Origin of the sequence: Hymenobacter nivis (assembly GCF_006439025.1) — a bacterium.
Lineage (GTDB): Bacteria > Bacteroidota > Bacteroidia > Cytophagales > Hymenobacteraceae > Hymenobacter > Hymenobacter nivis_A.
This window is the reverse complement of record NZ_RCYZ01000005.1, coordinates 92,805-106,303: the sequence shown is the minus strand read 5'-3', so window position 1 is coordinate 106,303 and position 13,499 is coordinate 92,805. Positions and strand designations below refer to the sequence as shown.

11 protein-coding genes are annotated in these 13,499 nt (G+C 66.3%); 4 read left to right on the top strand and 7 right to left on the bottom strand.

Annotation, left to right across the window (positions count from 1 at the left end; all coding sequences use genetic code 11):
- Positions 1-181: 181 nt before the first annotated feature.
- Complete coding sequence (locus EAH73_RS12970; protein WP_140467190.1) at positions 182-1,117, top strand: phytanoyl-CoA dioxygenase family protein; 936 nt, start codon at positions 182-184, stop codon at positions 1,115-1,117.
- Positions 1,118-1,214: 97 nt separating this feature from the next.
- Here EAH73_RS12970 and lepB read toward each other — a convergent pair whose 3' ends face one another.
- Entirely contained in the window at positions 1,215-2,432 is a 1,218-nt protein-coding gene (lepB, locus tag EAH73_RS12965; protein ID WP_140467188.1) for a signal peptidase I, read from the bottom strand.
- A gap of 248 nt (positions 2,433-2,680) precedes the next feature.
- On the bottom strand, positions 2,681-2,932 hold the full coding sequence (locus EAH73_RS12960; protein WP_140467187.1) for a hypothetical protein: 252 nt from the start codon (positions 2,930-2,932) through the stop codon (positions 2,681-2,683).
- Between the two features lie 137 nt (positions 2,933-3,069).
- Here EAH73_RS12960 and EAH73_RS12950 point away from each other — a divergent pair, with 137 nt between their 5' ends.
- Entirely contained in the window at positions 3,070-4,791 is a 1,722-nt protein-coding gene (locus tag EAH73_RS12950) for a M28 family metallopeptidase (protein WP_161599540.1), read from the top strand.
- A gap of 128 nt (positions 4,792-4,919) precedes the next feature.
- Here the strand turns inward: EAH73_RS12950 and EAH73_RS12945 are convergent, their stop codons facing one another.
- The 3 genes from EAH73_RS12945 to EAH73_RS12935 all read right to left on the bottom strand — a co-directional run bounded on the left by EAH73_RS12945 (position 4,920) and on the right by EAH73_RS12935 (position 7,407).
- A complete protein-coding gene (locus EAH73_RS12945; protein WP_140467181.1) occupies positions 4,920-5,555 on the bottom strand; it encodes a hypothetical protein in 636 nt (211 codons plus the stop codon).
- 145 nt (positions 5,556-5,700) lie between these two features.
- Positions 5,701-7,023 (bottom strand): GTPase HflX, encoded by a 1,323-nt coding sequence (gene hflX, locus EAH73_RS12940; protein WP_140467179.1) that lies wholly within the window; start codon positions 7,021-7,023, stop codon positions 5,701-5,703.
- Between the two features lie 93 nt (positions 7,024-7,116).
- A complete protein-coding gene (locus tag EAH73_RS12935; RefSeq protein WP_140467177.1) occupies positions 7,117-7,407 on the bottom strand; it encodes a c-type cytochrome in 291 nt (96 codons plus the stop codon).
- A 160-nt stretch (positions 7,408-7,567) separates the two neighbouring features.
- On the opposite strand from EAH73_RS12935, the gene EAH73_RS12930 reads away from it, so the two are divergent.
- Both EAH73_RS12930 and rfbC read left to right on the top strand, forming a co-directional pair.
- On the top strand, positions 7,568-8,689 hold the full coding sequence (locus EAH73_RS12930; RefSeq protein ID WP_140467175.1) for a glycosyltransferase family 4 protein: 1,122 nt from the start codon (positions 7,568-7,570) through the stop codon (positions 8,687-8,689).
- A gap of 40 nt (positions 8,690-8,729) precedes the next feature.
- Positions 8,730-9,278: a dTDP-4-dehydrorhamnose 3,5-epimerase gene (gene rfbC / locus EAH73_RS12925; protein ID WP_140467173.1), complete on the top strand. Its 549-nt coding sequence runs from the start codon at positions 8,730-8,732 to the stop codon at positions 9,276-9,278.
- A gap of 96 nt (positions 9,279-9,374) precedes the next feature.
- On the opposite strand, the gene EAH73_RS12920 is transcribed toward rfbC, so the two are convergent.
- Entirely contained in the window at positions 9,375-11,924 is a 2,550-nt protein-coding gene (locus tag EAH73_RS12920) for a zinc-dependent metalloprotease (RefSeq protein ID WP_140467171.1), read from the bottom strand.
- A 146-nt stretch (positions 11,925-12,070) separates the two neighbouring features.
- Entirely contained in the window at positions 12,071-13,393 is a 1,323-nt protein-coding gene (locus EAH73_RS12915) for a UDP-N-acetylmuramoyl-tripeptide--D-alanyl-D-alanine ligase (protein ID WP_140467169.1), read from the bottom strand.
- Positions 13,394-13,499 lie beyond the last annotated feature (106 nt).

Genomic DNA, 13,499 nt, shown 5'->3' with positions numbered 1-13,499 from the left:
CACTTTAATGTGGTTTTCTTAAAAAATTCTAAGCTTTTCAACCGCGCAATATTTTGTGCAAGGCGTGCGGACGGCGCCCAGCCGCTGCCCCGCAGGCCCCAACAATAGTTGTTTGTCTATTTTTTCACGTGGCCGGTGGTTTGCCCCAGGAGGTAAAGCGGGTCAGCTTCAACACTGCGCTATGAGTATTGTCTATTTTGATTCGGCCCTGCCCGAGCCGCAGGTGCGCCAGAAATTGTACGAGGGTGACTTGTTTGTGTACTCGCCCCGCCCGAGCGTGCTGGCCCTGTGCGATTTTGCCCGCGCCCTCACCGAGGAGGCATTTGGCAACGTGCACCCCACGCTGGCCCAGCACCACCTGGGCCCCGACGAATACACCCGAATCCTGAACCAGCTGAAGCCCAGGTTTATCAATCACCCGCATGCGAAGCGACTCATCCAGAACATCTTGCGCGAGATGGGCTTCGACTTGGACCAGACGTACTTCGACGTGCCCCGGATGCGCACCGCCACCAGCCACGGCTACCTCACCACGGGCATCGCCTACTCCTTCGACCCGCACCGCGACACCTGGTTTTCGGCCCCAATGAACCAGCTGAACTGGTGGATTCCGATGTACGAGTTGGAGGCCGACAACTGCCTCACGTTTTTCCCCGGCTACTGGGACCGGCCGGTGCGCAACGAATCGGACGGCTACGACTGCCGCGACTGGTACGCCGAGAGCCGGCGCATTCAGGCCGGGGGCCTCAAAGACGAGCGCAAGCGCCCGCGCCCGCTCGATGCCGTGGACCACGCCCACGAGTTGCGGCTGGTGGGCCAGGTCGGGGGCCTCATCCTGTTTTCGGGGGCCCACCTGCACGGCACCGTGCCCAACACCACCAACGCTACCCGGTTCAGCATCGATTTCCGCACCGTGCACCTCGGCGATGTGGCCGCCCGCACCGCTGCCCCCAACCTCGACAGCCACTGCACCGGCACGCTGCTCGGCGATTTCCACCACCCCGTCACCCTGGCTCCCATAGCCGCCGAACTCATTGCCCTCTACGAGCCCGGCACGCCGGTGCTGGCCCCCGCCGCCGCCGCCAGCCGCGCCAAAACAGGGGCCCCAGCCCAGTAGCCCTGGGTAGTTATGCAGGGCGGCGTGGCCCGGCGACTTTTTCCGTCGCCGGGCCACGCCGTTTTAAACCATCACCAAAAAACGAGCCCCGGGGGCCCTAGCTGATGCTGTGGAACAGCCGGCTCCAGCGGATTTTGTGGAGGAAATCGGCGTAGGGGTCCACGGAGAGCCACACGAGCACGGCCTTGCCTACCACGTGGTCTTCGGGCACGAAGCCCCAGAAGCGCGAGTCGAGCGAGTTGTGGCGGTTGTCGCCCATCATGAAGTAGTAGTTCTGCTGGAACGTGTAGCTAGTCAGCGGCTTGCCGTTTTGCAGGACGGTGAGGTCGTTGCCGACGGCTTTTAGCGTGATGCCTTCGTTGTGCTCGTAGCGCAGGATAAGCTTATAGTAGGCAGCCGCGTTTTGGGGCGTGAGCGCCACGGTTTGGCCCTTGCGGGGCACGGCCAGGGGGCCGTAATTGTCTTGGTTCCAGTGGCGCAGGCCGGGCGTGGCGGGGGCTACTTCGGTGGCCGGGTAGTCGGGGTTGTCGGGGAAGAGCGCGGGGCCCCAGGGCGCGGGCTGGCCGGCGGGCTCCACCACGGCCACCACGCCGCGCACGTAGGGCTGGTTCTTGAAAAACGCCGCCGTGGCGGGCGTGCAATCCACCTCGTAGCCGGGGCCGTAGCGGGCGTCGTTTTGCAGCGCCGGTTTGCCCTCGTTGTCGAAAATCAGCTGGTCGTCGGCCGTCAGGTGGTAGTCCACCACGCCGTGGTCGTGGAAGTCGCGCTGCACGTCGTCGTTATTTTCGGTGGTCTGGATGAAGTACTTGTGCTCCAGCGTGCCCTGCTCGGGGGCCGCTTGGCCATTCACCCACAGCTGGCCGTTGCGCAGCTCAAACTGGTCGCCGGCCACGGCCACGCAGCGCTTGATGTAGTTGTCGCGCAGGTCGGCCGGGTATTGCGCCTCGAACGGGACGTGGAACACCACCACGTCGTTGCGCTTGATTTCCGAGAAGCCCGGGAAGCGGTACGTGGGCAGCTGAATCAGGTCGGAGTAGCTTTTGAGGTGGAACAGCGGGTCCGTTTGGTGCGTGAGCGGGACTTGCAGCGGCGTTTGCGGGGTGATGGGGCCGTAGTGCAACTTGCTTACCACCAAGTATTCGCCTACCAGCAACGTGCCCTCCATGCTGGGCGAGGGGATGACGTAGGCCTCGGCCGCCGACCAGCGGAAAATGCTGGCCACCACCACGGCAAACAGCAGCGAATCGGCCCACTCGCGGGCGGTGCTTTTGGGCCGGGCGGGGGCCCCGGCGGGCTTCTTCTTAAAAAACGCCATAGCGAAGGAGGGGTTAGGGGAGAACAGAACGCCCAAGGTATCGGAATATTTCGTCCGTTCACTATTCGGGTTGGGGCCCCTGCTTTGCCACTGCCCGTCCACCGCCGGCCCGAGCCGTCCGGGGCCCTAAATCCCGCGTTCCCAACCCACAGCCTCCGCCGGGGCCCCATAAAAAAAGCCTGCCGCCCGTGGGTGTGAAACCACGGGCGGCAGGCGAATAATCCGGGCAAAGGCCCGTTCAATGGCGCTTAGAACGCGGTGTCTTTGTCTTTGATCCGCTTGTAGAGGTAGAAAACGCCGGCGGCCAGCAGCACGCCGCTCAGCACCCGGTGGCGGGCGGTGAAGCCTTTGGCCACGTCGGCGCCGGTTTTGTCGCCGCCGAAGATGGCCGAGGCCATGTCGCCGAGCGTGCTGCCGGGCTTGGCGCTGTTGTTGCCGCCGAAAATGGAAGATACGATGCCGCCCAGCGTGCCGCTCGGCGTGTTGTTGTTGTCGCTCATCAGTGAAAGAGATTTAAAGGAGAATATGGACGTTTTACGCGGGGGGCGCGGCTGGCGTTGCCCGCCGCCGGGCGGTTCGGTTCCTACATTCGCGGCGGGGCCCCGCGGGGGCCGATTATCACTTTTTCTTTTCTACGATGCACTTACTGACGACGCGCCGCTGGCTGGCGCCGGTGGCGGCCGGCCTGCTGCTGGCCGGCTGCCAAGGCAAAACCACCACCTCGGAAACTGCCACCGCCGGGGCCCCCGCCACCGAAGCGGCGCCCACCGACACGGCCAGCGTGCCCACGCCCGCCGATGGCATCACGCCCGCGCTGCTGGCCCGGCACATCCAGGTGCTGGCCTCCGACGCGTACCAGGGCCGGCGGCCGTTCACGGCGGGCGAGGACAAGGCCACGGCCTACCTCGCCAATGAGTTTAAGAAGCTGGGGCTGCAGCCGGGCCCCGGCGGCAGCTACTTTCAGCCGGTGCCGCTGGTGGAAATTGCCGGCCGGCCCGACTCGGTGGCCACCGTGGCCGGCAACGGCAAAAGCCTGGCGCTCAAGTACCGCACCGATTTCATGTTCCTCACCGAGCGCGAAAAGCCCACGGTGGAGATTAAGGATTCGCCGCTGGTGTTCGCCGGCTACGGCGTGACGGCCCCCGAATATAAGTGGGACGACTATGCTGGCCTCGACGTGAAGGGCAAGACCGTGGTGGTGCTCATCAACGACCCCGGCAACGCGGGCAACGACACCACCATGTTCCAGGGCAAGGCCATGACCTACTACGGCCGCTGGGGCTACAAGTACGAGGAGGCCGCCCGCCACGGCGCCGCCGGCCTGCTCATCATCCACGACACGAAGCCCGCCTCGTACCCCTGGACGGTGGTGCAGAGTAGCAACGGCGGCGCCAAGCTGCATCCCACCACGCCCGACCACGGCGCCAGCAAAGTGGCCCTGGAAGGCTGGATGACGCTCGACGCCGCCAAGCGCATCTTCGCCGCCGCCGGCCAGAACTACGACGCCCTGTACGCCGCTGCCAATAAGCGCGGCTTCAAAGGCCAGGCGCTGGGCCTGAACCTGACGACCACGCTGCACAACAAAATCACCTACAAAACCTCGAAAAACGTGGTGGCCGTGCTGCCCGGCACCGCCCGGCCCAAGGAGTACATCATTTACTCGGCGCACTGGGACCACTTGGGCATCGGCCCGGCCGTGAAGGGCGACTCGATTTACAACGGGGCCCTGGACAACGCCAGCGGCTGCGCGGGCCTGCTGGCCATTGCCACCGCCTTCCAGCAAGCCAAGGAAAAGCCGCAGCGCAGCATCGTGTTCCTGGCCGTGACCGGGGAGGAGCAGGGCCTGCTGGGCTCGGACTACTACGCCCAGCACCCACTGTTTCCGGTGGCTAATACCGTGGCCGACATTAACATGGACGAGCTGCTGGCCTTCGGGCCCATGCGCGACCTCACCGTGACCGGCTACGGTCAGTCGGACCTGGACGACTACGCCCGCGCCGCCGCCAAGGAGCAAAACCGCTACGTCATCCCGTACCAGCACCCCGAAACCGGCAGCTTCTACCGCTCCGACCACTTCAGCTTCGCCAAGGTGGGCATCCCGGCGCTCTACGCCAGCGGCTCGTTCGAGAGCCGCCTGCACGGCAAAGCCTTCGCCGAAAAGGAGCGCGAAGACTTCGAGGCCAACAACTACCACCAGCCCTCCGACCAGTACAACCCCAAGTGGGACCTGCGCGGCGCCGCCCAAGACGCCCGCCTCATGTTCCGCATCGGCCAAAAGCTGGCCGCCGAAACCACCTTCCCGCAGTGGAAAGCCAGCTCCGAGTTCCGGGCCATCCGCCTGAAAAGCCGACCGCAGTAAGTCGTTAAGTTAACGCAAAAGCCCTGGGCTACGACCGCGCAAATGGTCGCTGCCCAGGGCTTTTGGTTGCTTAATAGCCTGCCAGCCGCCGCAATGCTCCGTTGGGGCCCCGGGGACCCGGCAGGGGGTTATTCGACGCGCTTAAAGGGGCCCGGGGCCGTGGTGGCGGCGTGCCACTCCGCGGCAGTGAAGCCACGGGCGCCGTTCGAGGCCACCGAATCGCGCAGGGCCTGGGCAGCGCTGGCCGCCGACAGCGTGCCCCGAAGCGGGTTGCTCATGTTGCAGTACACGCTGTCGGGGGTGACGCGCGTGACCCCGGCCAAGATGTAGGGCACGCCACTGGGCGCGGCATCGACGCGGTAGTGGGCCCCCACGGTTTCGGTTGGGCCCGCGTATTTCGTCTGCGTGGCCAGGGCGTGGCGTGCGGGGGCCAGCAAGCCCACGGCGAAGATGAACACCACCAGCGCACCCACCAGCAGCAGCCCCGCGAAGTGGAAAATGGGCGTGCGGGCCCGGCTTTGCACGGCCTGCACGGGCGCGCGGTAGGCGGCGGGCAGGGCGCTGCCTGTCAGTTGTTGCTTGCAGTGCCCGCACACCGTCACGCTGCGCTTGCCGATGGGAAACACCGGCAGGAACATGAGTTTCAGGTAGCGCGAATAGACCGAGCACACCAGTGCGTCGGGCGTGCCGCAGTGCGCGCAGGCCAAGCCGGGTAGCGGCTCGGTGGCCACGCAGGAGCTGCCGGTTCCGTAGAAAAAGATCATGTAAAAAGGGGAAAGGATTAAGGGCCCAATGCACCCGTTGCCAGGGCCCCACGCGGCCAAAACTACTAACAAAAAGCCCCGATGACGCACGCCATCAGGGCTTTCCAGAATTAATTATACGCCGCCAGCCGCGTGGGGCCCCGGGCTATTCGGCCTCGTTGGTGCCCGCGGTTTCGTAGGGGTAGCGCTGCTGGTGCAGGGCCACCACGCGCTGCCCCAGCAACTGGCGCAGCTCGTCGAGGTTCTCGCGCGACTGGGCCGAGACGAATACCACCGGGTCGTGCAGCTTGGCCATGTATGTGGCCTGGAGCTGGGCCAGCGGCGGGCGGGCGTTGGTTTCGCGCTCTTCCTCAGCGGCTTCGGCGGCGAAGTGGTCGGCCGGAATCTCGTCGGGCCGGTACTGGTCAATCTTGTTGAACACGAGCAGCAGCGGCTTCTCAGCAGCCCCAATTTCGGCCAGCGTGTCGTTCACCACCTGGATTTGCTCCTCGAAGCCGGGGTGCGAAATGTCCACCACGTGCAGCAGCAAGTCGGCCTCCCGAATCTCGTCGAGCGTGCTCTTAAAGCTCTCGATCAGCTTGGTGGGCAGCTTGCGGATGAACCCGACGGTGTCGGAGAGCAAAAACGGCGTGTTTTCCAGCACCACCTTGCGGGTGGTGGCGTCCACGGTGGCAAAGAGCTTGTTTTCGGCGAACACCTCGGCCTTGCCCAGCGTGTTCATCAGCGTGCTCTTGCCCACGTTGGTGTAGCCCACCAGCGCCACCCGAATTAGGCCGCCGCGGGCCTTGCGCTGGGTGTGCGCCTGCTTGTCGAGCGTTTCCAGCTTCTCCTTGAGGAAGGCAATCCGGTCGCGCACAATGCGGCGGTCGGTCTCGATTTCCGTCTCGCCGGGACCCTTCATGCCCACGCCGCCGCGCTGCTTGTCCAAGTGGGTCCACAGGCCGGTGAGGCGAGGTAATAGGTATTGGTACTGAGCGAGTTCGACCTGCGTGCGGGCCGTGGCCGACTTGGCGCGCAGGGCGAAAATGTCCAAAATCAGCAGCGACCGGTCCACGATTTTCACCTTCAGCTCGGCCTCCAGGTTGCGGAGCTGCGAGGGCGTCAGATCGTCGTCGAACACGGCCATGCTCGTGTTGTGGTGGTGCACGTAGGCCTTGATTTCGGCCAGCTTGCCCTCGCCCACGTAGGTGCGGATGTCGGGCTTTTCGAGGCGCTGCACGAAGCGCTCGGTGGCAGTGGCGCCGGCGGTTTCCACCAGGAAGGCCAGCTCGTCGAGGTACTCGGTGGTTTGGTGCTCGTTCTGGCGGCGCGGGGGCACGCTGATGAGCACGGCGGTTTCCTGCTCCACGGCCGTGGCGTGCAGGCGGCTTTTGCCGGTGCCGGCCGAGGCGTGGGCCTGGGTGGTGTCGGTGGAGTAGTGGCGGGTGCTGCCGCTGGGGTTCCAGCTGTTGGATTTGGATTTGGCCATGTGGGTGGGAATAAATGGAGCCGCGGGGCCGGGGCCCCACCCGGCCCGCCGGCGCGGGGCAACGCCCGGGCCCGCCGCGCCGGCGGCAAGTAACTACTTAAAGGTAAGGGAATACGCCACCAGTTGCTCGATTTGGGCCGGGGTTAGCTTGGTTTTGAAGGCCGGCATCTTGCCCATGCCGTTGGTGACGAGGTAGGTGCGCCCGAAGGCGTTGAGGTTGCTCTTGGTCAGGTCGTGGGCCCCGTTCAGGCCCAGCTTGCCGTTGGCCCCGTGGCAGCGGGCGCAGTTTTGCTGAAACAAGGCTTTGCCCGGCGGCACGGGTGGGGCCGCCCGCAGCCCGGCCGGGGCCCCCAGCAACGCAAGGAATAAGAAACGAAACATCATACGGCAACAACAAAGATTACGGCCACAAAGGTCGGCGCGGCGGCGCGCTTGTGCCGACCTTTGCCCCTGAGTGAATGGGTGAACGAGCGAATGAGTGAATCAGGAAACGCCTGTTCATTCACTCATTCGCCCATTCGCTCATTCACTCACTGAATACCGAATGCGCGTCGCCCTCGTCATCAACACCAGCTGGAACATCTGGAATTTCCGCGCCGGCCTGGTTAGGGCCCTGCAAGCCGCCGGCCACGAGGTGCTGGCCATCGCCCCGCCCGACGACTATTCCGCGCGCCTCGAAACCGAGCTGGGCTGCCGCTTCGTGCCGATTTTGATGGAGAACAAGGGCACCAACCCCGCCAAGGATGCCCAGCTCACGCGCCGCTTCTACAAGATTTATAAGCGGGAAAAACCCGATGTGGTGCTGCACTACACCATCAAGCCCAACATCTACGGCACGCTGGCGGCGCGGCTGGCGGGCGTGCCGTGCATCAACAACGTGAGCGGGCTGGGCACGGTGTTCCTCATCCGCAACGTGGTGAGCCGGGTGGCGCTGGGCCTGTACCGGGTGGCGTTCCGGTTTCCGCGCAAGGTGTTTTTTCAGAACGCCGACGACCGCCAGCTCTTCATCGAGCACGGCCTGGTGCGGGCCGAAATTGCCGGCCTGCTGCCCGGCTCGGGCGTGGACACGGCCCGGTTCCAGCCCGCCGCGGCATTCGTGCGCAACGAGCCGTTCGTGTTCCTGATGGTGGCGCGGGTGCTCTACGAGAAGGGCATCCAGGAGTACTTTGAGGCGGCCAAAATCGTGCGCCAGGCCGCGCCCGGCACGCGGGTGCAGCTGCTGGGGGCCCTCGATGAGGCTGGCGGCGTGGGCGTGGCCCGCGCCGTGTTCGAGGGCTGGCTCGAAGCCGGCGACATTGAGTACCTGGGCCGTTCCGACGACGTAGCCGGCCACCTGCACCGCGCCGACTGCGTGGTACTGCCCAGCTACCGCGAGGGCACGCCCAAAACCCTGCTCGAAGCCGCCGCCTGCGGCAAGCCCTTGGTAACCACCGACGTGCCCGGTTGCCGCGACACCGTGGAGGACGGCCAGAACGGCTACCTCTGCCAGGTGCGCTCGGGCCCCGACCTGGCCGCGAAGATGCTGCAAGTGCTCCGCCTGGGGCCCCCAGCGTTGCAGCAAATGGGCCAAGCCAGCCGCACGCTGGCCGAAACCCGGTTCGACGAAAAGCTGGTGCTGGACCAGTACCTGCAGGCCGTGGCCGCCGTGCCAAGACCCAAAAAATAACTGATTTCCCTACGCGCTATTCTATAATTTTGCTGCCCTTATGCAAGTCAAAAAGACCGCCATTGCCGGCCCCATCGAGTTCGTTCCCCGCTTATTTGGTGACCCGCGCGGGGTGTTTTACGAAACCTTCAGCGCCCGCCTGATGCAGGAGGCCGGCCTGCCCGCCGACCTCGACTGGGTGCAGGACAACCAGAGCAAGTCGCAGCCCGGGGTGCTGCGCGGCCTGCACTTCCAAAAGCCGCCGCACGCGCAGGCCAAAATTGTGCGCGTGGCCCAGGGCCGGGCCCTGGACGTGATTGTGGACATCCGCCGCGGCTCGCCCACCTACGGCCAGCACGTGGCCGTGGAGCTGAGCGCCGCGCTGGGCAACATTTTCTACGTGCCCGTCGGCTTCGCCCACGGCTTCGTGGCCCTGGAAGAAGACACGCTGTTCCTCTACAAATGCTCGAATTACTACGCGCCGCCCTCCGAAGGCGGCTTGTTCTGGAACGACCCGGCGCTGGGCATCGACTGGAACGTGGAAAACCCCACGATTTCGCCCAAAGACGCTATCCTGCCTACGCTGGCCAATTTGGATAGCCCGTTTTAGGGGCCCCAGGAATTTTGGTTTAAGGGCATTAAAACGATTTTCTGCACGACGTTCTACTAAGGGGCCCCGGCTAGTTATTAGCCGGGGCCCTAATTTTTAGTACACTACGTCGTCGCCCAGGAAGTCCAGGCCGGGCATGCCGATGGGGGCCCCGGGGGGCGTGTCCACGCCGGGGGTGGGCACGAACTTGTTGGGCTCGGCTTCGAACTGGCGGATTTGAGCCAGGCCGAAGAGCAGGCTGGCTTTGTGGCGGGGCGGGGCGGCGGCCAAGTGGGCGCTCATCCACTGCTTGAGGCCGGCAATTTCGAGCAGGCTTTCACCGCGCACGCTCTCGGCAGCGTCGGGGGTGGCGGCCAGTTGCAGCAGGGCTTTCAGGGTGAGGTTGTTGACCAAGATTTGCAGCTCGCCCTTGTAGCCGGCGGGCAGGGGCGCCTTCCAGGTTTGGGCCAGCATCTTGTCTACCACGGGTAGGAAGCCGGGCTGCTGGGCGTCGCGGGCGTGGTACTCCACGAGGCGGGCGGCCCGCTCGGGGTTCAGCACCGAGGCGATGGTGAGGCCCGCGGCCGTTTCGGCGGCGGCGATGGGGTCGAAGGTGGGGCCCGTGTGGCCGCTGAATGTTTCGAGGCTGCTGGGGTAGCCCGAGGGCCGCGGCGGAATCTGCTTGATGAGGGCCTCGGGCAGGGCCAGGGCGGTGGGCGTCACGGTGGCCATCAGCGCGTCGAAGGCCCGCCACTGCTCGGCCGGCGCCACCATCCGCGTAATCACTTGGCCGTCGCCCTTTACGGCGGGGGTGAAGTAAAGGCCGCCCAGCGACTTGGCCGCGGCCTCCACTTGGTAGCGGTGCAGCAGGTACATGGGCACCAGCACTTCCTCCAGCGTGGCCATCGGGGCCCCGGCCGGAATGGCGTTGGTCGAGAAGCCGTCGAGCACGTGGCGGCGCACGTTCATCAACGTGTTCAGCTGGGTCACGGCGTTGGTGCCCTCGTCCCACTGGTTGGCGAGGGGGTGCGCGTAGCCGCCGATATCGGGGATGAAAATGTGGCCCTGGGCCAGCGTTTCCCGCATTATTTTTTCCAGCCCGGCCGCCTCGTCGGTGCCCTTCGGGAAGTCCTGGTAGCCCCAAAGGATGGCGCGCTTGTCCCAACTGCCGATGCCCGTGGCGTAGGCTTGCGACACGTCCACGGTGCCGTCGGCCCGCAGCGTGAAACGCGGAAACGGGTAGTCCATCACCGAGCCGCGCTCCTTGGTGCTGGAGGTGAAATTGTGGTAGAGGCCCAGGGTGTGGCCGATTTCGTGGGCCGAGAGCTGGCGCACGCGGGCCAGGGCCATTTCGGCCATGGCCGTGGGCACGGGCTGGCCGGGCTTGTAGGGCTGGAGCAGGCCCTCGGCCAGCAGGTAGTCCTGGCGGTGGCGGTCGGAGCCGAGCGTGACGACGCCCTTGATGATTTCGCCGGTGCGCGGGTCGATGTACGACGAGCCGTAGGAAAACGCGCGCGGGTTGCCGGCGCGGTCCACCCAGTTCACCACGTTGTAGCGGATGTCCATGGGGTCGGCGCCCTCGGGCAGCTCCTTCACCACAAAGGCGTTGCGGTAGCCAGCGGCCTCAAACGCCTGGTTCCACCAGCTGCCGCCCTCGATGAGGGCGCGCTTGACGTCGGGCGGGGCCCCGCGGTCGATGTAGTAGGTGATGGGCTTCACCGGGTCGCTGAGGGCGGCGGTGGGGTCTTGCTTGGCCAGGCGGTGCCGCCGGGAGTAGCGGCGCACCAGCGGCTCGGTCATGGGGGCCGAAAAATCCTGGTACGCGAACTGGTTGAAGCCCGAGCGCGGGTCGAATAGGCGGGGCTGGTAGCCGGCCTCGGGCAGGGCCACGAACGACTGGTGCATGCGCACGGTCACGGCGTTGGGGTCGGGGGCCAGGCCGGGGCCCCCGCCGAAGCCGCCTGCCGCGCCGGGGCCCCCCACGAAGGTGACGATGGCCTCAAACTCGGTGTTGCGGGGGAAATTCTTGGTGTTGTCAGGGTACACCGCCGAGCGGGTTTCGTCGAAGCGGTAGGGCGTGGGGGCCCCGCCGCCGCCCGCCGCGCCCCCGCGCAGCCCGGCGAAGTTGCGGCGGCCCAGCTGGTCGGCCAGCTTCTGGCTGTCGCGCACCAGAAAGGGCGTCAGGTCCACCAGCACCCGGTTGCCCTCCACGGCCACCGGCGCGAAGCCCCAGATGATGGACTTGGCAAAAGCGCTTTCCACTGCCCGCTGCTCGTCGGGCCCCGGCGCCGAGGCCCGGAAGTTGAGGTTGGGCTCCAGCAAAAACACCTTGCCCCCGGCGCGGGTGAACTTGGCCACCGCCGCGGCGGCCGTGCCCCGCTCGGGGCCCCCCTGGCCCACGCCGTCGGTGAGGGAGCTGAAGTACAGGAACTCTTGGTCGAACTGCTCCAGCTCGAGGTACACTTTGCCGGTTTTCTCGTCGTAGTAGTACGGAAAGTAGCCCTCGGTTTTTTTCAGGCCCTTCGTCACCGCGTCGAGCGTGGCGGCGGGCTGGCCGGCGGGGCGAGTGGTGGGTGCGGCCGCGGGGGCGTTCTTGTTGGCGCGTTGCGCCGTGGCCAGGCCGCTGGTGGCCAACAAGGTAACTAGCAGTAAAGAAATGTGCTTCATGCAGAAAGTAAGGGAGGATGGCCGCGGCAAGTTGGCTGGCAATATGGGCCCGAAGCCGCCCATTGCCAGCAGTATTGCCAATTAAAGTCGAAAAAATGCCATCGACTGGCTGGCCCGTACCCCTCCTGCACGGCGTGCCGCCCGCGCTACAGCAGCTCCACCAACGTTTCCAGAGCCATGCCGCGGCTGCCTTTCACCAGCACCTGCCGGCCGCTGAGGGGCTGGGCGGCCAGCCAGGCGGCGGCTTCGGCCTTAGTGGCGAAGTGCCGGGCCTGGGGCCCCAGTGCGGGCCGGGCGGCGGCCAGCAGGGGCCCCACCAGCACCACTTCGGACAGGGCTAGGCCGGCTAGTAGCTCGCCCAGAGCGCGGTGTTCGGCTTCGGCTTCGGGGCCCAGTTCAAACATGTCGCCGAGGATGACCAGCTTGCGCTGCCCGGCCGCGGTGGGCCGCTCGGCGAAGCTGCGCAGCGCGGCAGCCATGCTGCTGGGGTTGGCGTTGTAGGCGTCGAGCACCAGCTCGTTGCCGCGGGCGGTGCGCACGAGCTGCGAGCGGTTGTTCTGGGGGTTGTAGGCGGCCAGGGCAGCGGCCACGGCATCGGGCGGCACGCCAAAAAACTGGCCCACGGCGGCGGCGGCGGCCAGGTTGGGGAAGTTGTAGCCGCCGGTGAGCTGCACGGCCACGTCGGGGCCCTGGGGCCCTAGGCGCAGGGCCAGGGCGGGGTCGGCGGCGAGCAGGGCGGCGGGGAAATCGTCGGTGGGCCCCGGGTAAGTGCGGCGCTGGGGCACGGCCGCAGCGCGCGCCACTACCTGCGCGTCGAGCGTGTTCACGAAGGCTAGTCCGTCGTTATCGCGCAGGAAATCAAATAGCTCGCCCTTGCCCAGGGCCACGCCCTCGGCCCCGCCGAAGCCTTCGAGGTGGGCCTTGCCGATGTTGGTGAGCAGGCCGTGGGTGGGGCGGGCCCACTGGCAGTAGGCCGCAATTTCGCCCCGGTGGTTGGCGCCCATTTCCACCACCGCAAAGTCGTGCTCGTCGAGCCGCAGGCGCAGCAGCGTGAGCGGCACGCCGATGTGGTTGTTGAAGTTGCCGAGCGTGGCCAGCACCCGGAACCGCTTGGCTAACACGGCGGTGAGCAGCTCCTTGGTGGTGGTTTTGCCGTTCGAGCCCGACACGGCCAGCACGGGGCCCCCGAACTGCTGGCGGTGGTGCGCAGCCAGGGCTTGCAGGGCCCCCAGCGGGTCGGGGGCGAAGAAGTAGTGGGAAGCATCCTGGGCGGCCAGCGCGGCGTCGTCCACCACGGCCATTTGGGCCCCCTTGGCCACGGCCTGGGGCGCAAAGTCGGCGCCGCGGAAGCTGGGGCCGTTCAGGGCAAAGAACAGGGTGCCCGGCTGGGGCTGGCGCGAGTCGGTGCTGACGTGGCCGTGGGCAGCCAGGTAGTGGGCGTAGAGGGCGGGAAGGTCGAAGGCGGGCATGGGCAAAACGGCGGCGGCCAAACCCGGCCGCAACGCCGGGGCAAATTAAGCCGCGAACTTTGTGCGCTGCCCGCGCCTTAGGTAAGCGCCGCCGGGTGTTGGGGCC

What these genes read in the sequence shown, in the direction of transcription:
- lepB (WP_140467188.1), bottom strand. Translation starts at nt 2,432, where the DNA reads ATGGCGTTTTTTAAGAAGAAGCCCGCCGGGGCCCCCGCCCGGCCCAAA.
- hflX (WP_140467179.1), bottom strand. Translation starts at nt 7,023, where the DNA reads ATGGCCAAATCCAAATCCAACAGCTGGAACCCCAGCGGCAGCACCCGC.
- EAH73_RS12970 (WP_140467190.1), top strand. Translation starts at nt 182, where the DNA reads ATGAGTATTGTCTATTTTGATTCGGCCCTGCCCGAGCCGCAGGTGCGC.
- EAH73_RS12950 (WP_161599540.1), top strand. Translation starts at nt 3,070, where the DNA reads ATGCACTTACTGACGACGCGCCGCTGGCTGGCGCCGGTGGCGGCCGGC.
- EAH73_RS12945 (WP_140467181.1), bottom strand. Translation starts at nt 5,555, where the DNA reads ATGATCTTTTTCTACGGAACCGGCAGCTCCTGCGTGGCCACCGAGCCG.
- EAH73_RS12915 (WP_140467169.1), bottom strand. Translation starts at nt 13,393, where the DNA reads ATGCCCGCCTTCGACCTTCCCGCCCTCTACGCCCACTACCTGGCTGCC.
- EAH73_RS12930 (WP_140467175.1), top strand. Translation starts at nt 7,568, where the DNA reads ATGCGCGTCGCCCTCGTCATCAACACCAGCTGGAACATCTGGAATTTC.
- rfbC (WP_140467173.1), top strand. Translation starts at nt 8,730, where the DNA reads ATGCAAGTCAAAAAGACCGCCATTGCCGGCCCCATCGAGTTCGTTCCC.
- EAH73_RS12920 (WP_140467171.1), bottom strand. Translation starts at nt 11,924, where the DNA reads ATGAAGCACATTTCTTTACTGCTAGTTACCTTGTTGGCCACCAGCGGC.
- EAH73_RS12960 (WP_140467187.1), bottom strand. Translation starts at nt 2,932, where the DNA reads ATGAGCGACAACAACAACACGCCGAGCGGCACGCTGGGCGGCATCGTA.
- EAH73_RS12935 (WP_140467177.1), bottom strand. Translation starts at nt 7,407, where the DNA reads ATGATGTTTCGTTTCTTATTCCTTGCGTTGCTGGGGGCCCCGGCCGGG.